We start from the raw sequence: 24231 nt of genomic DNA, 5'->3' as shown, positions 1-24231 counted from the left end.
GCACGCCTGTCACGCTCGTGCTGTTCCACCAAATGACGTGCAATCGCCTGCACGCCCGTCATCAGAACCGGTCCAGAATCGACGCGATACCGATCCGCCAAATCGACTGCAGTGGATGTCGGGCGGGGCTGACTGACCTGGGTCATACGGGACTCCATCGGATACCTGAGCGTGCGCGGATGAGCAGAGTGCTGCTACCAGCCTGCATAAGGTTCCCAATGCGATCAACTAAACTGATACCAACTAAACGAATGGTTCACTGAGTAAGCCAGATCACCTGTGGAGTTGATAGTTATGCTCAAGATCGACCGACTCGACATCGAACTCCTCGGAGTTCTTGCCCGTAACGCTCGCGCTGGAATCGTCGAACTGGCCTCGACCCTGGGCGTAGCGCGCAACACTGTCCAGGCGCGCCTGACACGGATGACAGACGATCACCTGTTGTCTGGATTCCGGCCCGAGCTCGACCTCACCGAGATCGGTATCGCGGTCCAAGCCTTCATGGCACTGGAACTACAGCAGGGCCAACTGCGCGCTGTGGTCGATGCCCTCACCTCGATGCCCGAAATATTGGAGATCCACGCGACGACCGGACGCGAGGACCTACTCGTCAGAGTCGCCACCGCCACTCAAGCCGATCTGCAGAACCTCATCCAAGAAGTCGTGTCAATCACCGGCGTGTCCCATTCCAATACGACGCTAGCCCTCACAACACCCCTGCCCTACCGAATACAGCCACTACTCGAACACCTGGGCCAGCAGCAAGGATGGGGACGCTCAACCCCCGCCCCTCGGTAAGCGCTCGAACCGAAGACGCCGGTTCGAAGCAATCTGCGATCGACCAACAGGCGCGGGACTACAGCCCACAACATATGCACCATTCCGCAGCAGCGGGATATTTGTCGTCGATGAACAGACCACAGCCCGAACACGTTCGCAGCTCCATCCGTCCGAGCAACCGAAGACTACGTTCCGAACGTCGGTGGTCCCATACGAACTCACTGGCGTGACGGGGAGCATGAAGACTCTGTGACCACCCGAATCCACGCCCGCCCGCACCCACTCGTGACAACTGTGTGACACCCAAACTGGTGGAGAGGGACCGTGTGGTGTCAGCTGCCGCTTGACCTGAGAGCCGTCGCTTACAACCGCCCAGTGCCTATCGCGCATGGAGCTGTTCAGCTGAATGTTCGGCAATGACGTCGACATCATGACGCAATCGACAAACGCCGCTATCTGCCTCGGCCGAGGAAAGTCGCTCCAGTCCCCGAATTTTCCTATACCTCCGTCATCGCCGTGATGTACACGTTGGACGCAATGTCCGAGTCCGGCGGCATGACCGCGCTCGACATACTGATCGCCGAAATCGGTTGAGTGCTCGCCGTGGAATTGACGGTGACGATCTTCCGGGGGCACTCCTGACCGCTACCATCACCCAGCGGCTAAAGGTCGAGAGTGATATCCGCGGTCAGCGCGCGCGAAACGCACAACATCATGTACCGACCCTCTGCCTGGTCCTCGGCGGTAAGCACCGAATCACGGTGGTCAGGGATTCCATCGACGACCGTGGCCTCACATGTTCCACACGTGCCGACTCTGCACGAAGCGGCCACAGGGATCCCTGCATCGTCGAGTACCTCCAAAATGCTGCTACCGGTGGGGACATGATGCGAGGTACCGCGCAGTGCGAGATGGACGTCGAAACTGCGGTTCGATACGTTGCAGACGTCCTTCGGCACGAACCGCTCGACATGTAGCGACTCCGCAGGCCAATGCGCCGAGGCCGCTGCCACCGCGTCGAGCAAGGCTGGTGGTCCACAGCAGAGGATCTTCGCAGCCGCCGAGGCATCACCGAGAATTTCGGCCAGTGGTAGTCGGCCCAGCTCGTCCTCCGGGTAAACACTCACGGACTCTGCGTACCGCTGGAGGTCGTCGACGAATGCCATCGACGATCGCGATCGCCCTCCGTAGTGCAGGGCCCACGGGATACTACGATCTTCAGCTGCAGCGATCATCGGAACGATCGGAGTGATGCCGATACCACCAGCGACGAAGAGATAGCGGTCCGCCTCGGCCAGCTCAAAGTGATTTCGCGGCAACGATACTCCGACGACATCCCCCACCTCCAGCTTGTCGTGTACAAACGCAGACCCGCCGCGACCCTCCATCTCACGGAGAACTGCAATCCGGTACAGGGTGCGGTCTGCAGGATCTCCACAAAGTGAGTACGAACGCACGAACGATCCGCATTGAAGGTCGATATGTGCACCCGCGTCCCACGTCGGCAGTTCGACACCACTCGACGCCAGATCCAGCTGAACGATACCGTCAGCCAGCAGTGTCTTCGACGCTATGGTCAGCTTCAGATCAGCCACGGTCACTCAGTCCACCTTCGTGGCGTGCAGCACGACCGGCAGCGTCGTCAATGCGGGAAAGATCAAGTCCGGGAACCGAATACCTTCTCCGACTGCTTCGATGCGATCGAAACGAGCGATCAGCCCCTTGAGCGTCTCCTGGATCTGAAGGCGCGCGATCGGCGCACCGAGGCAGTGGTGGAGTCCGCCACCGAACGCCTGGTGCTGACCCGCATTGCTACGTCCCAATTCGATGGAGTCCGGGTTCTCGAATGCAGTTCCGTCACGATTGCCTGCTGCCAGCATGAGAACCACATGGCCTCCGGCCGGAATCACGGTGCCGTCGGAAGCAGTGAAGGGCTCGACCAAGAATCGCTCCCGAACGTGGAGCGGTGTTCGAAATCGAAGCAGTTCCTCGGTCCCCGATTCCACCAATCCCGGGTCGCCTTTCAGTTGAGCGAAGATCTCCGGATCCCCAGCCAGAATTTCGATGATGTTCGAGATCGATGTTCGCGTCGTCTCGTATCCGGCATCGAGAACCGTATGAATCAGCGACAGCACTTCGAGATGAGAGAGCTCGCCGCGCGCTTCCGCTTCGAGAAGGAGCCGAACGTACGGACTGTGTTCCTCCGCCCGACGGCTGCCCAGGAAGCTGTCGAAGTAGTCGAGGTAGAAGGAAGTGACCGCGTTCAGTGCTTCCTTCTGCTTCTCTCCCAAAGGAATTGGAGAGAAGATCATCAGGAAGTCGTGCTGATTCGCGGTCAGACGGGTCCAGTCCGCCTCCGGAATTCCGAGAAATTGACAGATGACACCGCGAGGTATGTCGACCGCTATCTGCTGTACGGCGTCGATCACGTCCCCGTCAGGCACCCGTGACAGGGCCTTCGAAACCGAAATCGCTGCGAACTCGCGGAATTGCGCAACACGCCGCGGAATGAACAGTGGACCGACAACATTGCGAAGCCTGCTGTGCTCGGGCTCGTCGGTCTGAACCAGATTGGCACGTAGCCTGTTCAAGGCGGGCCCATCGTCGAGCCACGGCGGAGCTGTCGCTCCGGCAGGATGCACCCGTGTCGTCGTCGTTCGCACGATGTCGCGAATGTCGTTGTGTCGACTCACGACCCACGCCGGGCCCATAGCCGGCCACGGGATGGTGCCGAGATCTCGCAGCGTCCGATATGCCTCCGTCCGGTCCCCGGCCAGAAAAGCAGGGTCCGTGAAATCGACTGGAAATGTTGGTGTCTCGGTACTCATGGTGGCGATCCTTCGGTATATCGTCGGTGGGAGGTGCGGAGATCACACATGCAGCACCACGTCTTCGAGCCCGTACACCCGTGTTGCCGTGCCCGCGAAAATCGCTTCGCGTTCCGTCTGCGAGCACTGCGCGGTCAGCCGCTGGTAGGCGTTGCAGACATGCGCGAACGGGCCGGAACCGTCGGTGGGAAGGTTGCTCTCGAACATCGTTCGGTCAGCCCCGAACAGCTCGACAGTGGTCTCCACATATGGCCGCCACTCGGCCGCGAGCTGCTCGGACGTCGCTGGTGGATTCGCAAGGAACGTCGACGACCCCGACATGAACGACCCGAGGCCACCCATTTTCACGGTCACGTTCTCACATGCAGCGATCGCGCGCATGTCGGATTCCCATTGCGGTCGTTCTTCTTCCATACGTGCTGCGTGTCGACCTACTTCCAGAGGATGTCCCAGATGATCGAGCACGATGGACGTTTCCGGGAATGCCCGTGCGAGGTCGACGATGTCGGGAAGCTGCGGTGCGAGCACGAATGCATCGAACGTCAGACCGAGCGGTGCGAGGTGGGCGAACCCGCGGCGAAAATCCTGGTCCAGATACATCCCCGGACCGTTGTCAAACACGCCGACGAGGATCGAAGCGTCCTCGTCCCACAACGCCTCTTGGCGAATACCTTTGAATCTGTGCGGTGCAGCTTCGAGATGGGCTTCCAACGTGGCGCGCGCGTTGGAAAATCGCAAGTCGGCTTGGCCGACGATGCCAGCTGCGACCTTGACCTTGTCGTAGGAGCCGCTCGCTCCCATTGCACCCTGTCCGTCGAAGAACTCGGTCTGCCCTACGGTACGTAATTCCTCGGGCCCATCACCGCGATACATCGTTTGGGATTCCACGACCACGGTGGCCACGACATTGTGGCCGCTCGATACAAGTTCGGTGTAGTCGTCGATGAGAAATCGCTGCCGCCGCATCACCCTGCCGACCACCGGATTCGGGCGATCGAAAAGATGATGATGTGCATCGACGATGCGAATACCGGGATCGATCGGTTCTTCGATTTCGTTTGTCATCGAATTCCTTCAGCTCGGTTTGAAATCTAATCCTCATCGTCCCAATTGCGCGGAGCGACATATCCGGTCTGGCCGGCCTCGGTACCGAGCGCGAGGATCGGCCCATCCATTTCTTCTTGCCACACAAGCGATTCCATCCCGATATGAAGGGGATGATCCTGCACGGTGTACGCACTCACACCAGTTTCGCTGGGATAGTGGGCGTGTTCGCGCCACGATGGAGCCGAGAGCAGGAGATCGCCTGGCTCCCAGTCGATCCGCTGACCGTCGACTATGGAGTACCCCGAACCCTTGAAGTGATAGTTGATCGCGACGGAGCTGTGTCGATGACCACGGCCTTCGGCGTGCAGCTTGTGGCCCGGTGGAATCTGAGAAAGAGTCACGAAAAAGCTGCTGGTCGCCCCCTGCTTACGGTGCGTGGAGGGGTTGTAGAGGGCCATGATGGTGCGTTCGCCGTCACCGGGCTTCTGCGACATCAGGGCCGACGTTCTCTCGTACGGCCAGTGAAGCGGCCGGTCCGGAATCGGCTCGATGTCGACGAGGAACTCGTACCCCCGCAGCCGGGCGCCTTCAGGAGAGACGACATGGTCCGGCGCCGATCCGACACCGACAGCGACGGGCTCGTCCATGTCGATGGGACCGTCGACGGGTGCGGTCGATTTCCAGCCGTCCGACACCGGTTCGAAGTAATGAGTTCCGAGTTGGGCGAGCAACGGCGCGTTCGAGTACGCAAGGCGGGCCCAGATACTGTCGCTGTCATTCGTGAACCGATAAGGCTTCATCGACGGGATCGTGCACACGTCGTGTTCGGCCAGGCGGAATTCAGCTCCGTCGGCGGATACGGCCCCGATCCCGTGGATGCAGATGTGAACTTGCGTGGAATTCCGCCGGATTTGCTGCGTCTGCTCGCCGGGCAGCAGCACCTCGACGGCTACGTCGATGCCAGGTGCGAATCCCTGGAGCGTCGATTCCGGATGAATCAGCAGTGCCGCGCGCCTTCCGTTGACAGGTCGCGGACCGTCCGCCAAACGCGCGATGATCTCGTCGATCTCGTTGCGCGACACCTTGATCGGCGCAAAGGGTGTCGGCAGATCGAAATCTGCGCCGCTGACATCGGACAACCGGACGCCCGAGTCCGACACAATGCTGCGGCCAGTGGGTTCTGTGACCGTCATCGACCATCCTCCTCGTAGTGGTATGCGTCTCTTTCGAGGCGCCTTCCCAGGACGTTAGGCCGGTGCGCGCATTCGGTCCAAGACGTTTTCGACGATCACGTCATAAGCGATTCGATATGGCGAGGCGCGCCGACTCATACGTTTCCGATGATGGCCGCATCCAGAATTTGCTATTGGGCTCACACCGCCCCTGACCGGTAGCGTGATCCACACCACAGGTCGACCGCCGGTGTTCAACCGTATGCGTCCCTGCGGAATCTGCTTCCGGAAAGAGGACGAATGAAGCCCACAGTGCCCGCACCCCTGCAAACCATTCCGGGGTCCGCAATCACCACCCAGACTGCCGACGAGTTACCACGGAAGAGACGATCTCTGATCGGGGTCTCGCTCGGCAATGCCCTGGAGGGCTACGACTGGGCCGTGTATGCGGTGTTCGCTCCGTTCTTCGCAACCCAGGTATTCGACCCGGCCGATCCGACGTCGGCACTTCTGTCCACCTTCGTCGTGTTCGGCGCAGGATTCTTGGTGCGTCCCTTCGGTGGGGTTCTGTTCGGTTGGTGGGCAGACAAGTTCGGCCGAAAGTCCTCTCTGATGGCGGCCATCGGGTGCGCGACAGTGGGAATGGCATTGATCGCTGCTGTCCCCACCTACGACACCGCCGGGTTCGGCGCCGGTGCAGTACTCCTGCTGGCGCGTCTGTTGCAGGGCTTGGCCCACACGGGCGAAGTCGCCTCCGCATACACCTATGTTGCCGAAGTAGCGCCTCCCCGTCGACGAGGCCTCTGGTCCTCGGCCATCTACGTGTCGTTCACTGCCGCCATCATCGCGGCGACATTGATCGGCGCCCTGCTGAACACGGCACTCGCGCCGGAGACGATGTCGGCGTGGGGCTGGCGAGTACCGTTCGCCCTCGGGTTCGTACTGGGCGTGACCACGCTGGTCATGCGTCGCCGCATGCCTGAATCTCACGCCTTCACCGAATTGGTCGACGAGCATCCCACCGCACGCCGAAGCCTGGCGGCAGGCCTGTGGACGTATCGCTCGTCGGGGATCCGAGTATTCCTGGTGATGGCGTCTCTGTCTGCTCTGTACTATGCCTGGGGCGTGGCGAGTACAACGACGGCGATCAAGATCTCGGGAATCGATGCCACGCAAGCACTGTGGGCGGGTGTGGGCGCGTTGACGGTGAGCGTGTTCGCATATCCGGCCGCGGGTGCATTGTCGGACCGAATCGGACGACGAGGAAGCTTCTTCCTTTTCGGTGTCGGCGTTGCCGTCATGGCCTATCCGATGGATCACCTTGCCCGCCAGGGCGCGTGGGGATTCGCGATCGCAATGACCGTCATGCTGTCGTTGTTCGCTCTGGTCGGCTCGATACTGCCGGCCCTCTTCTCCGAACTGTTCCCCACCGAAGTGCGTGCTACCGGCATCGCTCTCCCCTATGCGCTGTCTGCAGTGGTGTTCGCGGGGCCGACGCCGTATCTCCAGCAATGGCTCGCCGGCAACGGCTATGGCTACGTCTTCCCGGGCTACTTGGCAGGCGCCGCCATATTGGGCGCCGTCGTCATGTATTTCACTCCGGAAACCGCGGGCCACGATTTCGCGAAGACTGCCCGATAGGCAGCACACCAGCACTCCGCAATGTCCATCGAGAAAGGTCCGACATGAAACCACAGTCCGCCGATCCCTCCGAGCTGCACTTCGGATACTTCTTTCCCTCCGGAAAGACCAACTTTCTGTACTCCGACGAGGCCGCGCGTACCCGTCCGGAGATGAACAAGAAGAATCTGCTGGCACTTGCCCAAGCTGCGGAAGGTGTCGGATTCGACTCCTTGTTCATCGCCGACAACTGGTCCGGTCACCAGCGCGCAGCAGAAGCCGCGGGACACCAAAGCCCTGCCTATCACGCACCTTTGCTGGCGATGGCGTTGTTCGCCGCGACGGAGCGCATCGGAGTCGTCTCCACGTTCCACACAACGCACCACAAGCCCGCTCACGTTGCTCGGATGGGCGCGACACTCGACGCGTTCAGCGATGGACGGTGGGGCTGGAACGTCGTGACCGGTTTCAGCGCTGCCGAGGCAGCACTGTTCGGAGAGGAGTTCATCGAGCACGACGAGCGCTACCGGATGGCCGCGGAGTTCGTCTCGATCGTCACCTCGTTGTGGAGCGAACACGAACCGATCGATGTCGTGGGCGAGTATTACCGAACAACGGGGCGGATCAAGCTGCCCAGGCCTACGCAGCAACCGCGGCCGCTGCTGGTCAGCGCAGGCGCGTCGCCCGCCGGGACAGCGTTCGCATCGCAGTACTGCGACCAGTTGGTGGCAATGGGAAATACACCGGACATGGTCGCACAGACGGGAACTCGGCTGAACGACCTCGCAGAGCAGAACGGTCGAACCGTCGGCCTTTGCCCATTCTCCATGGCGTTGATACGCGACGGCGACGGCGAAGCAGAAGAGGTTTTCGAACAGTTGCTGACGACGTTGAACGTCGACGCGACCGCCGAGATCGCAGCCGACGTCCTCGGATCGATCGAATCCTCACGCGCCATGTACGAGAAGATGGGCCCCGAGGAAGCAACCAAGGCATTCGGTGGAGCAGGGTCGATGCTCAAGTTCGTCGGAACCCCGGAAAAGGTTGCAGAAGAACTCATCTCGTTGAAGTCGACATCCGGAGCAACCAACCTGCTGGTCAACTTTCCTCTCTGGAGTCCGGACGAGCTCAAGTCGTTCAGCCCGGTGCTCGACATCTTGCGCGAGGCCGGCATCTGGTCGCCGCCATCGGAACGGAACTACTCCTGGTAGCCGGTAATCGACTCCGCGCCGGAAGCTCCCGACGCGGAGTCGAGGCCCGCCCGGATCGCATCGAGCGCGGCTTCCTGCAGCGGCGAAAAATGCTTGTCTCGTCGATATACCAGCACGATCCGCTCCTCGAGATCGAACCCCGGAACATCGACGGGGTGTAATGGACTCTCCGCCCCGACCGCATAAGCCGGTGCGATGAGAGCCCAATCATGCTCGATTGCGGCGCGGACCATGGCCTCGGAATGCCCGAGGCGGATCACGAAATGCGGTTCGTCGAACCCGTCGTTGCGCAACTGCGCCACCAAGTTTCGTTGATAGACGACCTCCTGCGGAGCACCGACGAGCGGCAACGCCAAGGCCTGTTCGATCGTGAGGGTAGTGCCGTCGGGAACCAGACTGTCGGTCGCATATACCGAAAGCCGGACGCTCTGCAGCATTTCGGATCGGGTCGACTCGGGGAACTCACGTTCGTCCCAATTGAGCACCGCGAAGTCGAACTCACCGGATTCCACCCCACGCACCACCTCCTCGGGACGGGAGATCGACACGGTGACCTCCGCGTTCGGACGACTCTTGCCCAACCGCGCCAGAATCGGAGCCAACAGGTATGTACCGACCGCCATGCTCGACGCCACGAGCACGCGACCGGTATCGCCGGAAGCCAAGTCCCCGACGTCGCGGCGAACCTGCGCCGCACCGGCAAGGACGTTCATCGCCCATTCGTTGGTCCGCTCGCCCGCCTCCGTCAGCACCAGCCGGTTACCTTTCCGCACGAACAGCCGTGCGCCGACCCAGGATTCGAGCGCACGCAGCTGCGCAGAGACAGCAGGTTGCGCAACCATGAGGATCGCGGCTGCGCGCGTGACGCTGTGTTCGTCCACGACCAATCGGAAAATTTCCAGCCGCCGAAACGATAGTTGGGTGTCCACAGCACCTCCATAAGCAGAAAATTATCTCTTCATGCAAGTTTCGATAATTGATTTATACCAGGATTCGCACCACTGTAGTTCACATCACAGAAGAGGCCTGTCGAGTGCGCGGCCACGGTTCAACGACGAGAGGTATTCATGACGTCACCCCCGGATACGGCGACCCACAACGCCATCGCGGTGTTCACCGACGAACAGGTAATCGCTTCGGTGGACCGCCGCACATCGATCATCGCGCTGCGCGATGTACTCGTCTCGGCTCACCGTGGAACCGCCCACTCGATTCCCAAGACCATGGCGCAGTTCGACACTGCCAGCACAGCCCATTCCCTCGGCGCTGTGGACACCGCGCAGCAGATCGTCGCGTTCAAGAGTTGGGTGAACACCCCGAACGGCGCGTCGGCACTGCTCTCGCTCTTCGACGCGGTCGATGGCCGCACCCTGGCTGTGATGAGCGCAGGTGCCCTGGGAATGCTCCGCACAGCCTGCACAGCAGCGCTCGCCACCGACATACTCGCCGATCCCGCAGCCTCGGAACTCGCCATCGTCGGTACAGGCCGTCAAGCGTTCCACCAGGTCGCTGCGATACATGATGTGCGTCCCCTCGAGCTGGTGCGAGTATGGAGCCCGACAGAAGAAAGCCGCACAGCCTTCGCGGACCTGGTAGGAAGCACGCTCGGGATTCGCACCGAGATCGCCGACACAGCCAGGAACGCCGTCACCGGAGCACCGATCGTCACCACGATCACACGGGCCACGGAGCCGTTTCTGGACGGCGAGTGGCTGGCCCGCGGCGCACACCTGAATGCCGTCGGAGCAATTCTCCCCACGAGTGCCGAACTGTTGCCCTCGGTTCTTCCCCTCAGTGACCTCACTGTCGTCGACGACATCGACAACGCGACTCGCGCTTCCCGCGAGCTGAAAGAACACTTCGGCAACGACCTCAGCAGTGTGCCGTCGCTCGGTGAGGTGATCGACCGCGACGTCACGCGACCCGACGATCCCCGACTGACCGTCTACAAGGGCCTCGGTTCCGGGCTCACCGATCTCGCCGTCGCTGCCCTCGTGGCACGTGCCCCACTCGACTCGAAAGACAACCGATGAACTTCCGTACTGACCCCTCCCGCATCACCGGCTCCATCGCGCCACTCGTCACGCCGTACACGGAAGAAGGCCAGCTCGACGTCGACAGCCTGCGACGGCTCGTCGAATGGCAGATTTCCGCTGGTACACATGGCATTTCGATCGGCGGTTCGACCGGCGAACCGAGCGCGCAGACCATCGACGAACGCATACAGGCCATCGAGACAGTCGCAGAAGCCGTCGACGGCCGGGTGCCTTTCATCGCCGGAACCGGATCAGCCAAGCTCGACGAGACCCTACGCCTGACTGCCGCCGCCGAGCGCGCGGGCGCCGACGCCGCACTCGTCATCACCCCCTACTACGCGCGGCCGACGCAGCAAGCCCTCTACGAGTGGTACGCCCGAGTGGCCGGCGCCAACCCAGCACTACCGATCATCATGTACAACGTCCCATCACGGACCGCAGTCGAACTAGCGCCCGACACCGTCGCCCGACTGCACCGCGACATCGACAACATCGTCGGAATCAAGGAGACGACAAAGGATTTCGAACACTTCTCGCGGGTGATCGAGGCAGCCGACGACGGCCTACTCGTCTGGTCCGGTATCGAACTTCTGTGCCTGCCCCTCCTCGCACTCGGCGGAATCGGCTACATCAGCGCCACGTCCAACATTGCCCCACGTGCATCGGCCGAAATGTACGAGTACTGGATGGCGGGGAAACACGACGATGCACGCCGCATCCACTATGCCCTCCATCCGTTGGTGGATCTGCTGTTCGTCGAAACGAACCCGACGACCGCCAAACTCGTCCTCGAACGCGAGGGACGGATCGCCTCGGCTCACGTGCGCCCACCTCTGATCCCGGCGACGGACACCGGCATCACCAAGGTCGACCAGTTGCTCGATCGGGCAAGCGAACTGATGGAACGTGAAAGGGAAATTCGATGAGGCTCGGCACAGTTCTCTCCGGCGACAGTCTCCTGACGGTCGCCAGCGACGACGGTTCGGTCGTTCACGATATCTCGCGGTACGCAGGTCCGGATGGGTTGTGCGGGTTGATCGGCGCTGTCGAACTCGACGACATCGCCACCATCGATCTCTCGGCCTACCCCATCATCGACCCTCAGAACGTCCGCTGGCTCCCACCGATCCCGAAGCCTGGCAAGATCTTCTGCGTCGGACTGAATTTCAGCACCCACGCTGCAGAGGTTGTCACGGAGGTCCGCGACAACCCCACATTGTTCACTCGATTCCCGTCGTCCTTCGTCGGGCACGAAGAACCTCTGATCCGCCCACACGTGTCGGACACCCTGGACTGGGAAGGCGAGATCGCTGTCGTAATCGGCAAAGCGGGACGACACATCTCGGCGACCGATGCGCCGAACCACGTTGCCGGCTATACGGTGATGGGCGAGAACAGCGTCCGCGAGTGGCAGCTGCACAGCAAACAAGCCACGGCCGGAAAGAATTTCGACAGCTCCGGGTCATGGGGCCCATGGATCGTCACCCGCGACGAGGTGCCGAATCCCTCCGCGCTCGAAATCGTCACCGAACTCAACGGCTCACAGGTACAGCACGGCAAACTCGCCGATCTCGTCTTCGACATCGACGCGATCATCGCCTACATCAGCACATTCACCGAACTCTCCCCCGGAGACGTCATCGCAACGGGAACCCCTGCAGGAATCGGCCACCGCCAGAAGCCGCCCCGCTACCTCGCCCCCGGAGACGAACTCACGATCCGAATCCCCGGACTCATGGAATTGAGAAACTCCGTCGCCGATGACAGCGCAGGTTCGAAATGAGCACTCGAATCGATTCGAATACCGACATCGCAACTGCTCTACGCGAGGCGATGTCCACTGTCTGCACACCGGTAACCGTCGTCACTGCATCAGTCTCCGACACACCGTTCGGCACCACCGTGAGTGCGTTCTCCTCCCTGTCCATGGACCCACCCATGGTCTTGGTCGCGTTGAGTCGACAGTCCGACACGCTGCGCGCCGTCACGACTTCCGGTCACTTCGGGGTCAACATTCTGGGCAGCGAACAGGCATGCCTCGCGGCACAATTCGCCACCAAGGGTGTAGACAAGTTCGTCGACGTGCCCTGGAACCTCTCGTCCGGGCTGCCCCGCATCGAGGGCACGTCGGTCTGGATCGCCTGCGACGTGGCGGAATTGGTCGACGGCGGCGACCACGTCATCATCACTGGCGACGTCCGCCGCACGGAGTCTCTGGTGACTGCTCCGCTGACCTACCATCGCCGACAATTCGGCACCCACGCCCAGCTGTCCTCGAAAAACTGACCGATCCGACAGACGAACTCAGCCAGGAGCCTCATGCCGTTCCACAGCCCCTTCCCCGCGGTGACGATCCCCGAATGCAGCCTCGTCGATTACGTTCTCGGAGACCTCTCCGCCTCGGATCTGCAACGACGCGCAGTCCTCGATTATGCGAGCGGCGACACCCTGACCTACGGCGAATTGGTGAACGCCGTCGACACATTCGTCGATAGACTTCCACGCGAACTACAGCGAGGCGACGTCGTGGCCCTCATCGGCCCGAACTCCGCGAGGTGGATTGTCGCCTATCTCGGTTGCCTCAAAGCCGGGCTCGTCGTCACCCCGATCACTACACTGTCGACGGCTGACGAAATAGCACGGCAAATCATCACGGCCGCTGCACAACTGCTGTATTTCGACGGAGCTGTGTCGACCACCGCAGTGGAGGGCGCAGCAACCGCAGGACTCGCCGCCTCAGCGATGCGCGCACTCGACGACATCCCACTTACCGCAGAGAAATGTTCACCGCTCGGCACCGCGTCGGTCATCGATTCTCGCAGCGAGCTTGCAGTTCTTCCGTTTTCGTCAGGGACTACCGGCGTGCCCAAAGGTGTGATGCTCAGTCACCACAACCTGATCGCCAACCTCTGCCAGATCGAGGATGCGATGGACCTGGACGCCGGTGACGTCGTCATGGGCCTACTTCCGTTCTCGCACATCTACGGCATGTCCGTGGTGCTGAACCTGGCGTTGAGACGGCGCGCGACGGTGGTCGTCTTGCGCTCGTTCACACTCGAGGCAGCGTTGTCGCTCATCGAATCCGAACGCATCACGCACCTGCCGGTAGCGCCGCCTGTGATGGTGGCGCTCGGGAAAGACGCACGCGTGGCGAATTTCGACACAACGTCGGTGCGAATCGTACTGTCCGGGGCGGCGCCCCTCGATGCGGCACTTGCTGCAACCGTGCGAGCCCGCCTCGGATGTGAAGTGCGCCAGGCCTACGGAATGACCGAGATGAGTCCGGTCAGCCACATCGCCCCCGCAACGATCGACACCGTGCCCGCTGAATCGGTGGGGTTCACTGTCGCGAACATGACGTGCAAACTCGTCGACCCAGCCACAGGCGAAGAGCACATCCAACCAGCTGCGGGGACGAGTTCGCCCGGTGAACTACGCTGCACAGGCCCCAACGTCATGATCGGCTATCTCGACAATCCATCGGCGACCCAAGACGCTTTCGACGACGACGGCTATCTGCGAACCGGAGACATCGCTGTCGTCGACGCGTCGGGCGCAGTCACCATCGTCGACCGACTCAAGGAATTGATCAAGTACAAGGGTTACCAGGTCGCTCCTGCCGAGCTGGAGGGAATTCTGCTGTCGCACAACGCGATCACCGATGCAGCCGTGATCGGACAGCCCTTGGGCAACGGCGATGAGGCACCCCATGCATTCGTCGTCCGCTCCGAAGGTTCGGAACTGACACGATCGGACGTGATCGAACACGTGCAGGCCAGAGTCGCGCCGTACAAGAAGATTCGTGAGGTCACCTTCGTCGATGTCATCCCGAAATCTGCCTCTGGGAAAATACTGCGCCGCGTCCTTCGGCAGCCGACCGGCGTCGTCGAGCACGGATAGATCGGCGAGATCGTGTTCCAGACAGCGGTCCCCGCGCCATGCCGTAGGGCTTCGACCAGCGATCCGCGCACCCGTTTCGCCCGAGTGTTCGCCGGCGCCGGCGCACACATTCTCACCGACGCCGGCGGCGCTCTGCTGGTCTTCCCCGCCCAGCACGCAACAGCCCGACAAATCGGTCTCGCGGTCCGCTTCTCGTCCGGACTGTTACACGCTTGTATGCCTTCGACTCGTCTCGACGAACTCCGGATTCCCGATCAGCCGGTACTGGCAACGGAGCGATCGACGCTACCGCTCACCGTGACCGTGGACGCAGTGGGAGTCACAACCGGTATATCCGGCGCCGACCGCGCACTCACGATGAGGACTCTCGGTTCAGCCAGTTCCACAGACGCGGATTTGGCTCGCCCTGGCCACATTTCACCCATTCGCTGCAAAGGTGCCGCGTGCGGAGAAGTCGACACCGTGTGGGATGCGGCCTTGTCACTGGTCGTTCGTGATGGCTTCTATCCAGCCGCAGTAGCCTGTCGGCTCATGCATGACGACGGCGAGATCTTCGACGACGACGATGCCCGCGCGTCGCCTACTCGGCTGGATTACCTGTGAATGAATGGACCGGATAGCGAAGCCCGACTCCGGGTAGTCGGCACCTGCGACAAGAAACCCCTCACCGGCAGGCAACAGGAAGAACAACCTGGCAACTCGAACCTGGAACGCCGTGAGCACTCCCCCGCCGGCGTCGCTCACGTGTCAGAAGTCAATTCGTCGACGACGGACTCCCATGCCGCCCTAACATCACGCGGCACAACCAACTCGGGCCACACATCGACCAGAAGCACACCATCGATGTACCGCAGCACATCCTCCGGACGACCCTCCCGCAGGACGATCTCGTACAACCTGGCCCGCTCCACACGGTCCGCCAACCTGAACTCCTGACCCAGCGAAGACCAATTCAGATCCAGCGGCAACACCACAGTCGCCAACGCATCGGCAACCGCCAACCGCGGCAACGACGTCGGCACCCGAAACACCCGACCACGAGCACCCGGCACATCCACGAACTCCACACGAGGCACAGCCTCGACATCGAAGCCCGCCTCCCCCAACAACCGCTCCAGAGTCTCCAAAGACGGTGACTTATGGCCGTTCTCGTACGCCGACAACGTCGGACGCGACGTATGCGCCCGACGCGCAAGCTCACCCTGCGTCAAACCAGCAGCGCGACGCGCACGCTCGACGAGCCCGCGTTTAGTCATGAACCGCTACCCCCTCAAACGATGTATCCAATCGGATACCTTACGCCGCGGGGACGAACTCTCCCCAGCATTCGTCGCCACCGGGATCCGACTACCGACGGGACCCCTCCACAGGACGAGTTTCGAACGAGTTGTGACAACCCGTGACACGCCGGCGAACACAGACCGCAGAGCCCCAGGTCCAGCGCCTGACCGAAACCACGTGGATTTCTGACCGCCCGACCCCGCCAACACGTGTTTCTATACGAAAAAGGCCCCCTGTCCCGCACATACATGCAGGTCAGGAGGCCTATCGCGCTCCCCCGGCTGGACTCGAACCAGCAACCGTCCGATTAACAGTCGGAAGCTCTGCCAATTGAGCTACAGGGGATTACTCCGTGGCTTCGCACTCTCGTGCGGCCGAGAGAAACAATAGCGCACACACCCATGTGAGTACCAAATCGCCCCCTCCGCCCCTCGTCAGGCAGGATGGAGACCACGCGTGAGGACAATCGGAGGGACTCCCATGATTCGTTTGGTTCTGGCTGCCGGGGCGGCGTACGTACTCGGAGCCAAGGCAGGGCGTGGTCGCTACGAGCAGATCCGCAAGACCGCCGCAGCAGTCGCGGGTAGCCCCGCGACCAAGAAGGTCATCGAGGTCAGTCGTCAGAAGCTGTCGGACTCTCTCAACACGCAGCCGAAGCTCGAGCCGATGAAGCCCATCGACGAGGACACCCAGCTGTACATCCCACAGGATCAGCTGCGTAAGGGTTAGCCGGCGGCGGAGTCGTCCTCGACGTTGCCGATGGCCTGTTCCAGCAGGCTGCGTCGGTACTGTTCGAGGGCGATGACGTCACCGAGCAGCGCGTAGTACTCGTCCTGGTTGTCCGCCGGGGACATGCGCTGCATTTTGGACTTGAGCTCGGCCACCTGTTCGCCGACCCACACTTCCTGCAACCGGGCGAGAACCCCTCCGATGTAGCGCGTCAGCGCGGAATCGGCGACGGGGATGTGCTCGACGGCCAGTTCCATCACCAACGACTGCACGACGGGTCCGTCGGCTTTCTTCGCGACGGCGTCGACCCACGCTCCCCCGCCCAGCCCGGCTGCCGTGCCACCCGCGGCTGCGACGGCAGCACTGACGGCCGCGTACGCGGGTTGAGTGAACGTCTCCGGAGGCAACGAGTCGAACACCGACCCTGCGATAGCCGGATGCTGCAGAACCGATTTGAGAGCGTCTCGCTGCGGCCACAACACCGGATCTTTCGGATGCGGCCGCGCGGGTCCATCGGAAACCTCGGGCTGCGACTGACGCTTCTCGAACGACGCCCGCTTACCCTTGGAATCCCCACCGCGCGAATTCTTCTTGGCCTCGTCACGGACCCGCGCCAACACCATCGCGGTGTCATCCCAGCCGGTCCACCCGGCGAGCTGTCGTGCGTACTCGTCACGCAGCGACCCGTCCTTGATGCGTGCAACCACCGGCACCGTCCGCTTCAACGCTTCGACGCGTCCCTCGGGGGTATCCAGATCATGTTCGCTCAGAAGCGATTTGACGACGAATGCGAACATGGGAGTGCGCCGGGCAACCAGATCGCGAACCGACCCGTCGCCTGATTTCTGTCGCAGTTCGCACGGGTCCATGCCCTCGGGTGCGATGGCGACGAACGTCTGACCGGCGATCTTCTGGTCACCCTCGAACGCCTTCATCGCGGCGGCCTGGCCGGCGGCGTCACCGTCGAACGTGTAGATGACCTCGCCGCGAAAGTAGCTGTCGTCCATCATCAGTCGACGCAGCATCGCGAGGTGGTCCTCGCCGAACGCCGTGCCGCACGACGCGACGGCGGTCTTGACGCCCGCGAGGTGCATCGCCATGACGTCGGTGTAGCCTTCGACGATGACGGCCTGGTGCGACTTCGCAATCTCCTTGCGAGCCATGTCGAGGCCGAACAAGACCTGAGACTTCTTGTACAGCATGGTTTCCGGCGTATTGATGTACTTGCCGGGCATGGTGTCGTCGTCGAACAACTTGCGCGCACCGAAGCCGATGACGTCGCCACTCTGGCTACGGATGGGCCACACGAGCCGCCGCCGGAATCGGTCGATGGGGGTTCCGCGCTTGCCGGGCGTCGCCAGTCCGGCGTCGATGATCTCCTTGGCCTCGAAACCGCGGCCCAACAGGTACTTGGTGAGGGTGTCCCAGCCGTCGGGCGCATATCCACAGCCGTAGGCGAGCGCAGCTTGGCCGTCGAAGTTACGTTCGGTGAGGTAGTCACGTGCTGTCTGCGCATCGGGCTCGCGCAGCCGCTCGGCATAGAACTCCTGCGCCGCGGAGTTGGCGGCGATCAACCGCGCACGGGTTCCACGGTCACGTTGGACCGACGTTCCCCCGCCCTCGTAGTTGATGGAGTAGTTCAACCGATCCGCGAGTTGCTCGACGGCCTCGACGAACGAGATGTGCTCGATCTTCTGAAGGAAGGAGTAGGCATCACCTCCCTCACCGCAGCCGAAGCAGTGGAAGTGACCATGGTTGGGCCGGACGTGGAACGACGGCGACTTCTCGTCGTGGAAAGGGCACAGCCCCTTCATCGAATCGCCGCCCGCGCGCTTCAGCGAGACGTAGTCACCGACGACGTCTTCGATCCGTGTGCGTTCGCGAATGGCGGCAATGTCACGTTCAGGAATTCGGCCGGCCACGCAGGGCAGTCTAGTCCTGCAGGAGTGGAGCCTGCGGAACGACCCGAAAGCACAGCCGACGAATCATCCCCAGCTGGCCTGAGCGCCGAGACTGCGCTTGTCGACCAGTTCGAGACGACTCTCGGTGTACGACGCGATCTGGTCGACGACGACCCGTGTGCGCTCGGCATCGCTGCCTGCGCGGTTCCAGGCCGGCACCAGAATCGGGTCCAACTCGGCGGGTGCGGACCGCAGCAACCACTCGGCGACGCGATGAATGCGGTCCCGTTGGCGACCTTGGCGGATCTTGTGACTCGCGTCGGACATCACGTAGCGCAAGGCCATCGTCTTGAGCAGCGCGACTTCGGACGCGACGATCGCGGGGATCGCGAGGTCGGCGTCGTACCTCGACAGCGGATCGGTTCCCCACTCGAGCCTGGTGGCGTCGATCGCGGCGGTGGCGAACCGCCCGACGAGCTCACTCGTCAGATGCTTCAGCGCAACCGAAGCCGACAGGGTCCCGTCGTACGTGCCGACAGCGACGACGACCGGCATCCGCGACAACCGGTCGGCGGCCTCGATCAATTCCTCGGCGTCGAGATCCCGGAACTCCCGGACTCCCAGATCGGCCAATTCGCGCTGGGCCGCGGGATCGCCCAACGCCCGCAGGTCGATGCGGCCGTCGATGACACCGTCCTCGACGTCGTGCACCGAGTAGGCGACGTCGTCGGCCCAGTCCATGGACTGCGCTTCCAGGCATCGCCGACGGTTCGGCGCCCCGTCGCGCACCCAGTCGAGAATGGGCTTGTCGTCGTCGTACGCGCCGAATTTCGCCCCGGGCGACGGGCGCAGCCACGGATATTTGATGGACGCGTCGAGCGACGCGCGAGTGAGATTGAGGCCGACGCTTGTGCCGTCGTCGTCCAGGATCTTCGGCTCGAGTCCGGTGAGGATGCGCAGGTTCTGCGCGTTGCCCTCGAAGCCACCGCAGTCGGCGGCGATCTCGTCGAGTGCTTTCTCACCGTTGTGCCCATAGGGCGGGTGGCCGATGTCGTGCGCGAGACCGGCGAGGTCGACGAGGTCGGGGTCGGCGCCGATACCCTCGCCGATGCTGCGACCGATCTGCGCGACTTCGAGCGAATGCGTCAGCCGTGTGCGGGGAGTGTCACCGTCACGCGGGCCGGTGACCTGCGTTTTGTCGGCGAGGCGTCGCAACGCGGCACAGTGCAGAACCCTGGCCCGGTCTCGCGCGAAGGCGCTTCGGTGCGACGCGTTTTCTTGCGCGCTGTCCAGACCGGCCGTCTTGGGCGCTTCGGAGACGAACCGTTCGTAGTCGTGTTCTCTGTATGTGCTCACGTCACTGGCCTGCCGTGTAGGAGAAGTCCGCATTGAAGTGCGTCAGTTGGTACCAGAGCAACGCACCGGTCTCGCGGGCAATTCCGTGTGCCTGCGACTCCCGCGTGTAGACGGCAGGCCCGGTACGGGTCGGCGACGTCCATGCGTCGAGGCCGGCATCGCGAGCCATCGTGCGGGTACGCAGCGAATGCCATGGATCGCTGACGAGTACGACGGACGACTTGCCCTGGGCCAGCAACGTCTGGCTGACGGCCTCGATGCTCTCGAGAGTGTCCGATCCTTCCTCGACCGCGATGATGCTGTCGGCGGGGACGCCCTGCTCGATGAGGTAGTTCCGGCCCGACGCCGCCTCGGTGAACAGGTCACCCTCCTGCTTGCCACCGACGGTCACGACCTCCGGTGCAACACCCTCGTCGAAGAGATCCGCCGCCTGGGACAGGCGCGCCTCGAACACACTCGACGGCGTGCCGGAGTACTGCGCGGCACCGAGCACGACGATCGCGTCTGCCTGCGTGTTGTCGTTGATGCGCGCCACCTGCCACACACGGAACGCCGTCCCGCCGACCACGAGCAGACCGATCAGCACGACACCGAGAATCAGCCGCGTCGTCCAGCGCCCGAGCGTGCCGAAGAAGCCCAGACGAGCAGGCTCGGCGTCCCGCGGATCGTACGGGTCGCCGTAATAGTCTCCGTACGGATCACGGTCGAGAGTCGAGTTCACCCCTCGAGTTTGCCAGCCGCGCCTGTGAGCACGCCCAGTCGACACGCATGGCGCGTCACAACCAGCCGCGGCTCTCGGCCACACGGATGGCCTCGGCGCGCGTCGTCGTACCGGTTTTGCCGATCGCGGCCGACAGGTGATTGCGGACGGTCCCCTCGGACAGATGCAGCGCAGCGGCGACGCGAGCTGCGGTTCCACCGGCGGCTGCCTCACGCAGGACGTCCTGTTCACGTGCAGTCAGTGGCGAGATTCCGTCGGTCAGCGTTTCCGTCGCCAGCGTCGGGTCGACGACGCGCAGGCCCATGTGGACGCGTCGGACTGCGTCGGCGAGCTGTCTGGCCGGAGTGTCCTTGACGACGAATCCATCGGCTCCCGCGTCGAGAGCGCGTCGCAGATATCCGGGACGACCGAACGTGGTGACGATCATCACCCGGCAGCTCGGTAGCGCCTGACGCAACGCAGCGGTGGCGGCGATCCCGTCGAGACCGGGCATTTCCACGTCCAGCAGCGCGACGTCGGGCGCATGTTCGAGAGCAGCAGCGACTACCTCGTCGCCGCGCCCGACTTCGGCGACGACCTCGAGATCGGACTCCAGATCGAGGAGCGCGGCAAGTGCGCCTCGCACGAGCGCCTGGTCGTCGGCGAGCAACAGACGGATACTCATGGCCTCTCCACCTCGATGCTGAAACCACCTTGGACGGACCGACCGACGGACAGGGTCCCGTTCGCTGCCCGGACTCGATCGGCCAAGCCGCGCAACCCATTTCCGTCGTGCCCCGGGACTGCATCCACGCCGGACCCGTCGTCGGAGATCTCGATGCGCGACGCGGCAAGCGCGACGGTGCACGTCCGCGCGCCGCTGTGCCGAATCACGTTGGTGACCGCCTCGCGAAGCGTCCACCCGAAGAGTTCGCGGTTCCGCAACGGCACGACGTCGGCATCGGTCGGCAAGTCGGCATCGATGCCTGCAGTGACGAGTGCCGAACGCGCGCTGATCAATTCGGTTGCGACGTCGACCTTGCGCAGACCACCGACCGTCGATCGCACGTCGCGCAACGCCTCGCGCGCAAGCGATTCCACCTGCCCGATCTCCACTGCTGCACGGGCCGGGTCGATCTCGATCAGCCGTCCCGCCAGCTCTGCCTTCACGGTGATGACGGTCAGCGAATGGCCGAGAATGTCGTGGACATCGCGACCGACCCGCTCCCGTTCGGCGACGATCGCGAGGTCGGCCAGTTGCTGACGCGCCTCGGCGAGTTCATGATTCCGTCGGAACACCTGGGTGATCCCCCACGCGGCAACCGCACTGATCACGAGCTGGAACGCGAAGAAGGTACCGGGATTCCAGTCGGGCACGATCCGCGGAACGATTTCCACGACGACGACCAGAACGCCGACCGTCGTCCAGGCTTGCCTCGTCGGGAGTGTCATCACGGCGAGAACTGCCATGTAGATCGTCGCGCCGAACGCCTCGCTACCGACCATGATCGCGAGGGCTGCGACGAGAACACCCATCGTGCCGAGGCCCGCCCACGCCCACCGCAGTCGAAGCTGCTTGTTGGCCCTGTGTGCATTTCGAAAGCCCCAGAAGGTGGCGACGAACGTGGCTCCGAATGCGACGATGACCAGCGTCGCGAGCACTTTCTGCCACACCGCGGGCAGCGAGAGAGCTTCTGCCAGTGGATAACCGAGATAGAAGAGCCAAATGAGGCCGAAAGCCCAGCCGAAACGGGACATCCGACTCAGGTTCTCGGATGCATCCGTTTCGGCTGGAGTCATGGTGCTCACGGTAGTACGGCCCGTCACACCCGAGCGGTGTCGCGGCGGAACAGTGTCGCAGCGCCGATGACGAACACCGCCGCCCACACCAGAAGATTCAGCGCCGCGATCGCGAGCGTGCCTGCCGACGGATCGGTGAACGGTGCTCGCGCGACCGTGGCCAGCCCGTACAGCGGGGTGAACTTCGCCAATGCGGGAAACCAACCGGTGTCGGCCAATGGAACGAACAGTCCGCCGGCGAAGGCGAGCACGGCGAGGATCGGACCGAGCACCTGCATGACGTTCTCGGACGGCAGCAGATACCCCATGAACAGTCCGAACGCCGCGAACACCGAACTACCGAGCCACGCGATGGCACCCGTCGAGAGCCACACCCACAGCGGCATGTCCGCGCCGAACACCGCCGCGACGACGAACACGACGATCACCGACGCCAGGCCCATCGTCATCGCCACGAGCATCTTCGTGACGATGTACGCGACGGGACGCAGCGGCGTCAGGCGCAGTTGTCGGCTCCACCCCTGGGCTCGCTCGACGGACACCATCGCTCCCCCGCTCGTCGCGGCCAACATCGCACCGTAGACGGCCATGCTGATGGCGATGAACGCGGTGACGTTGCCGTTCGCGAACGCGTAGTTCGTCGAGTAGTCCGACTGAGTGCCGAAGATGACGAAGAACACCGGCGGCATGACGAGCGTGAACACCACCGTACGACGGTTACGCAGCAGCCTCTTGATCTCGAGTCCGAGGAACGTCGGGCTGAATCCACCCAGCGGCAGCGTGTTTCGTGATGCGAGCGTGGTCATGTCGAACTCCCTACGAGGTCGGTGGAACGATCGGTGGTGAGTGCGAGGAAGGCGTCCTCTAGGTTCTTCGACACGATCTCCAGATCACTGGCGCCGATGTCGAGCAGATGCCGTGCGACGGCGTCGGAATTGCGTCCGTGGACGATGATGCGATCGCCTCGGATCTCCACTCTGTCCACGCCAGGGAGTCGCAACACCGCCGACTGGTCGATCCCTGGGGCGGTCGCGATGACCGTGCGCCCGGATGCGAGATTCTTGACCTCGGCGGCACTGCCGTCGGCGACCACGCGTCCCTGTCTGAGCAGCACGATGCGATCCGCGTAGGCGTCGGCCTCGTCGAGGTAATGGGTTGCGAACAGGACGGTCCGTCCGCGGCCCGCGTCGTGACGGATTGCGTCCCAGAAGTCGCGTCTGCCTTCGACGTCCATTCCGGTGGTCGGCTCGTCGAGCACGAGCAGGTCCGGTTCCGGCAACAGAGCCAGTGCGAACTTGAGTCGCTGCTGCTGACCGCCCGAGCACTTCCCGACGCGTCGGTCGGCGATATCGGCGATGCCGGCCCGCGCGAGCACGTCATCGACCGGTTGCGTCCGGGCGAACAGCGCCGCCGTCAGGCGAACCGTCTCCCGCACGGTCAAGTCCTTGATCAGACCGCCGGACTGCATCACCGCCGAGATTCGCCCTGCCGCGATCGCGTCGGCAGGTGACGAACCGAAAACCCGTGCCGTTCCGGCGTCGGGCGTCGCGAGACCGAGCATCATGTCGATCGTCGTCGTCTTGCCTGCACCGTTGGGGCCGAGGAACGCAACCACTTCGCCGGGTTCGACGCGCAGGCTCACGTCGACGACGGCCTGCACCGATCCGTAGGACTTGCTCAGATGCTCGAGGAGCACTGCTGGTGTCGTTGTCATGAGAAGAACTCTGCTCTCGATGCTGGTCGGTCACCTCGTCCGAGCGTCACGATCCTGGCATGACAACTGTCATGGCGGCACTTTCTTACAACACCACCAGTCGTTCACAACAATTGGTGGCGTTGTAAACGAGTGGTGGTGTTGTAAGGGCGTCGG

General features: G+C 62.8%; 23 protein-coding genes and 1 tRNA gene. 10 read left to right on the top strand and 14 right to left on the bottom strand.

The window, feature by feature from the left end; translation table 11 throughout:
* Window positions 1-294: 294 nt before the first annotated feature.
* Window positions 295-798, top strand: a complete 504-nt coding sequence (locus CHB96_RS11435; protein WP_089246211.1) for an Lrp/AsnC family transcriptional regulator — start codon at window positions 295-297, stop codon at window positions 796-798.
* Between the two features lie 644 nt (window positions 799-1442).
* Here the strand turns inward: CHB96_RS11435 and CHB96_RS11430 are convergent.
* The 4 genes from CHB96_RS11430 to CHB96_RS11415 are packed head-to-tail and all read right to left on the bottom strand — an operon-like array spanning window position 1443 to window position 5848.
* On the bottom strand, window positions 1443-2375 hold the full coding sequence (locus CHB96_RS11430; RefSeq protein ID WP_089246210.1) for a PDR/VanB family oxidoreductase: 933 nt from the start codon (window positions 2373-2375) through the stop codon (window positions 1443-1445).
* A gap of 6 nt (window positions 2376-2381) precedes the next feature.
* Window positions 2382-3608: a cytochrome P450 gene (locus CHB96_RS11425; protein WP_089246113.1), complete on the bottom strand. Its 1227-nt coding sequence runs from the start codon at window positions 3606-3608 to the stop codon at window positions 2382-2384.
* 42 nt (window positions 3609-3650) lie between these two features.
* Window positions 3651-4673, bottom strand: coding sequence for an amidohydrolase family protein (locus tag CHB96_RS11420; protein ID WP_089246111.1), 1023 nt, complete (start codon window positions 4671-4673; stop codon window positions 3651-3653).
* A 26-nt stretch (window positions 4674-4699) separates the two neighbouring features.
* Complete coding sequence (locus tag CHB96_RS11415) at window positions 4700-5848, bottom strand: cupin domain-containing protein (protein WP_245865476.1); 1149 nt, start codon at window positions 5846-5848, stop codon at window positions 4700-4702.
* A gap of 279 nt (window positions 5849-6127) precedes the next feature.
* Here CHB96_RS11415 and CHB96_RS11410 point away from each other — a divergent pair, with 279 nt between their 5' ends.
* Together CHB96_RS11410 and CHB96_RS11405 are read left to right on the top strand one after the other, a co-directional pair.
* Window positions 6128-7468: an MFS transporter gene (locus CHB96_RS11410; RefSeq protein WP_089246109.1), complete on the top strand. Its 1341-nt coding sequence runs from the start codon at window positions 6128-6130 to the stop codon at window positions 7466-7468.
* A gap of 44 nt (window positions 7469-7512) precedes the next feature.
* Window positions 7513-8658, top strand: coding sequence for an LLM class flavin-dependent oxidoreductase (locus CHB96_RS11405; RefSeq protein ID WP_089246107.1), 1146 nt, complete (start codon window positions 7513-7515; stop codon window positions 8656-8658).
* Here the strand turns inward: CHB96_RS11405 and CHB96_RS11400 are convergent.
* Window positions 8646-9587: a LysR family transcriptional regulator gene (locus CHB96_RS11400; RefSeq protein ID WP_089246105.1), complete on the bottom strand. Its 942-nt coding sequence runs from the start codon at window positions 9585-9587 to the stop codon at window positions 8646-8648. The genes CHB96_RS11405 and CHB96_RS11400 overlap by 13 nt on opposite strands.
* A gap of 138 nt (window positions 9588-9725) precedes the next feature.
* Between CHB96_RS11400 and CHB96_RS11395 the strand changes: the two genes are divergently transcribed.
* The 6 genes from CHB96_RS11395 to CHB96_RS30390 are packed head-to-tail and all read left to right on the top strand — an operon-like array spanning window position 9726 to window position 15197.
* Window positions 9726-10691 (top strand): ornithine cyclodeaminase family protein, encoded by a 966-nt coding sequence (locus CHB96_RS11395; protein WP_089246103.1) that lies wholly within the window; start codon window positions 9726-9728, stop codon window positions 10689-10691.
* Complete coding sequence (gene dapA / locus CHB96_RS11390; RefSeq protein WP_089246101.1) at window positions 10688-11620, top strand: 4-hydroxy-tetrahydrodipicolinate synthase; 933 nt, start codon at window positions 10688-10690, stop codon at window positions 11618-11620. The genes CHB96_RS11395 and dapA overlap by 4 nt, the downstream gene beginning before the upstream one ends.
* On the top strand, window positions 11617-12477 hold the full coding sequence (locus CHB96_RS11385; protein ID WP_089246099.1) for a fumarylacetoacetate hydrolase family protein: 861 nt from the start codon (window positions 11617-11619) through the stop codon (window positions 12475-12477). The genes dapA and CHB96_RS11385 overlap by 4 nt, the downstream gene beginning before the upstream one ends.
* Window positions 12474-12980, top strand: a complete 507-nt coding sequence (locus tag CHB96_RS11380; RefSeq protein WP_089246097.1) for a flavin reductase family protein — start codon at window positions 12474-12476, stop codon at window positions 12978-12980. The genes CHB96_RS11385 and CHB96_RS11380 overlap by 4 nt, the downstream gene beginning before the upstream one ends.
* Before the next feature lie 33 nt (window positions 12981-13013).
* Window positions 13014-14594, top strand: a complete 1581-nt coding sequence (locus CHB96_RS11375; RefSeq protein ID WP_089246095.1) for an AMP-binding protein — start codon at window positions 13014-13016, stop codon at window positions 14592-14594.
* 12 nt (window positions 14595-14606) lie between these two features.
* The gene (locus CHB96_RS30390; protein WP_176444246.1) at window positions 14607-15197 is read left to right on the top strand and encodes a 3,4-dihydroxy-2-butanone-4-phosphate synthase; all 591 of its coding nucleotides are present in this window, start codon (window positions 14607-14609) and stop codon (window positions 15195-15197) included.
* Between the two features lie 137 nt (window positions 15198-15334).
* Here CHB96_RS30390 and CHB96_RS11365 read toward each other — a convergent pair whose 3' ends face one another.
* Complete coding sequence (locus tag CHB96_RS11365; RefSeq protein WP_089246091.1) at window positions 15335-15850, bottom strand: helix-turn-helix domain-containing protein; 516 nt, start codon at window positions 15848-15850, stop codon at window positions 15335-15337.
* 297 nt (window positions 15851-16147) lie between these two features.
* Window positions 16148-16220, bottom strand: a tRNA-Asn gene (locus tag CHB96_RS11360).
* 135 nt (window positions 16221-16355) lie between these two features.
* On the opposite strand from CHB96_RS11360, the gene CHB96_RS11355 reads away from it, so the two are divergent.
* A complete protein-coding gene (locus tag CHB96_RS11355; protein WP_089246089.1) occupies window positions 16356-16604 on the top strand; it encodes a hypothetical protein in 249 nt (82 codons plus the stop codon).
* Here CHB96_RS11355 and dnaG read toward each other — a convergent pair.
* From dnaG to CHB96_RS11320, 7 genes are all read right to left on the bottom strand, one after another.
* The gene (gene dnaG, locus CHB96_RS11350; protein WP_089246087.1) at window positions 16601-18526 is read right to left on the bottom strand and encodes a DNA primase; all 1926 of its coding nucleotides are present in this window, start codon (window positions 18524-18526) and stop codon (window positions 16601-16603) included. The genes CHB96_RS11355 and dnaG overlap by 4 nt on opposite strands.
* 63 nt (window positions 18527-18589) lie before the next feature.
* Complete coding sequence (locus CHB96_RS11345; RefSeq protein WP_089246085.1) at window positions 18590-19894, bottom strand: deoxyguanosinetriphosphate triphosphohydrolase; 1305 nt, start codon at window positions 19892-19894, stop codon at window positions 18590-18592.
* Window positions 19863-20501: a YdcF family protein gene (locus CHB96_RS11340; RefSeq protein WP_245865496.1), complete on the bottom strand. Its 639-nt coding sequence runs from the start codon at window positions 20499-20501 to the stop codon at window positions 19863-19865. Before CHB96_RS11340 ends, CHB96_RS11345 begins: the two co-directional genes overlap by 32 nt.
* A gap of 136 nt (window positions 20502-20637) precedes the next feature.
* Entirely contained in the window at window positions 20638-21246 is a 609-nt protein-coding gene (locus CHB96_RS11335; protein WP_089246081.1) for a response regulator transcription factor, read from the bottom strand.
* The gene (locus CHB96_RS11330; protein WP_245865470.1) at window positions 21243-22361 is read right to left on the bottom strand and encodes a sensor histidine kinase; all 1119 of its coding nucleotides are present in this window, start codon (window positions 22359-22361) and stop codon (window positions 21243-21245) included. The genes CHB96_RS11335 and CHB96_RS11330 overlap by 4 nt, the downstream gene beginning before the upstream one ends.
* A gap of 23 nt (window positions 22362-22384) precedes the next feature.
* Window positions 22385-23167, bottom strand: a complete 783-nt coding sequence (locus CHB96_RS11325) for an ABC transporter permease (RefSeq protein ID WP_089246077.1) — start codon at window positions 23165-23167, stop codon at window positions 22385-22387.
* Entirely contained in the window at window positions 23164-24075 is a 912-nt protein-coding gene (locus CHB96_RS11320; RefSeq protein ID WP_089246074.1) for an ABC transporter ATP-binding protein, read from the bottom strand. Before CHB96_RS11320 ends, CHB96_RS11325 begins: the two co-directional genes overlap by 4 nt.
* Between the last annotated feature and the right edge of the window lie 156 nt (window positions 24076-24231).

Origin of the sequence: Rhodococcoides kyotonense, from assembly GCF_900188125.1 — a bacterium.
In the GTDB taxonomy this organism is placed as follows: domain Bacteria; phylum Actinomycetota; class Actinomycetes; order Mycobacteriales; family Mycobacteriaceae; genus Rhodococcoides; species Rhodococcoides kyotonense.
The sequence above is the reverse complement of the archived record's forward strand: the minus strand, read 5'-3'. Positions and strand labels throughout refer to the sequence as shown.

Coding starts and splice junctions, on each gene's coding strand:
- CHB96_RS11435 (WP_089246211.1), top strand. CDS start 295: ATGCTCAAGATCGACCGACTCGACATCGAACTCCTCGGAGTTCTTGCC.
- CHB96_RS11425 (WP_089246113.1), bottom strand. CDS start 3,608: ATGAGTACCGAGACACCAACATTTCCAGTCGATTTCACGGACCCTGCT.
- CHB96_RS11420 (WP_089246111.1), bottom strand. CDS start 4,673: ATGACAAACGAAATCGAAGAACCGATCGATCCCGGTATTCGCATCGTC.
- CHB96_RS11415 (WP_245865476.1), bottom strand. CDS start 5,848: ATGACGGTCACAGAACCCACTGGCCGCAGCATTGTGTCGGACTCGGGC.
- CHB96_RS11410 (WP_089246109.1), top strand. CDS start 6,128: ATGAAGCCCACAGTGCCCGCACCCCTGCAAACCATTCCGGGGTCCGCA.
- CHB96_RS11405 (WP_089246107.1), top strand. CDS start 7,513: ATGAAACCACAGTCCGCCGATCCCTCCGAGCTGCACTTCGGATACTTC.
- CHB96_RS11395 (WP_089246103.1), top strand. CDS start 9,726: ATGACGTCACCCCCGGATACGGCGACCCACAACGCCATCGCGGTGTTC.
- dapA (WP_089246101.1), top strand. CDS start 10,688: ATGAACTTCCGTACTGACCCCTCCCGCATCACCGGCTCCATCGCGCCA.
- CHB96_RS11385 (WP_089246099.1), top strand. CDS start 11,617: ATGAGGCTCGGCACAGTTCTCTCCGGCGACAGTCTCCTGACGGTCGCC.
- CHB96_RS11380 (WP_089246097.1), top strand. CDS start 12,474: ATGAGCACTCGAATCGATTCGAATACCGACATCGCAACTGCTCTACGC.
- CHB96_RS11375 (WP_089246095.1), top strand. CDS start 13,014: ATGCCGTTCCACAGCCCCTTCCCCGCGGTGACGATCCCCGAATGCAGC.
- CHB96_RS11365 (WP_089246091.1), bottom strand. CDS start 15,850: ATGACTAAACGCGGGCTCGTCGAGCGTGCGCGTCGCGCTGCTGGTTTG.
- CHB96_RS11355 (WP_089246089.1), top strand. CDS start 16,356: ATGATTCGTTTGGTTCTGGCTGCCGGGGCGGCGTACGTACTCGGAGCC.
- CHB96_RS11345 (WP_089246085.1), bottom strand. CDS start 19,894: ATGCGGACTTCTCCTACACGGCAGGCCAGTGACGTGAGCACATACAGA.
- CHB96_RS11335 (WP_089246081.1), bottom strand. CDS start 21,246: ATGAGTATCCGTCTGTTGCTCGCCGACGACCAGGCGCTCGTGCGAGGC.
- CHB96_RS11330 (WP_245865470.1), bottom strand. CDS start 22,361: ATGACTCCAGCCGAAACGGATGCATCCGAGAACCTGAGTCGGATGTCC.
- CHB96_RS11325 (WP_089246077.1), bottom strand. CDS start 23,167: ATGACCACGCTCGCATCACGAAACACGCTGCCGCTGGGTGGATTCAGC.
- CHB96_RS11320 (WP_089246074.1), bottom strand. CDS start 24,075: ATGACAACGACACCAGCAGTGCTCCTCGAGCATCTGAGCAAGTCCTAC.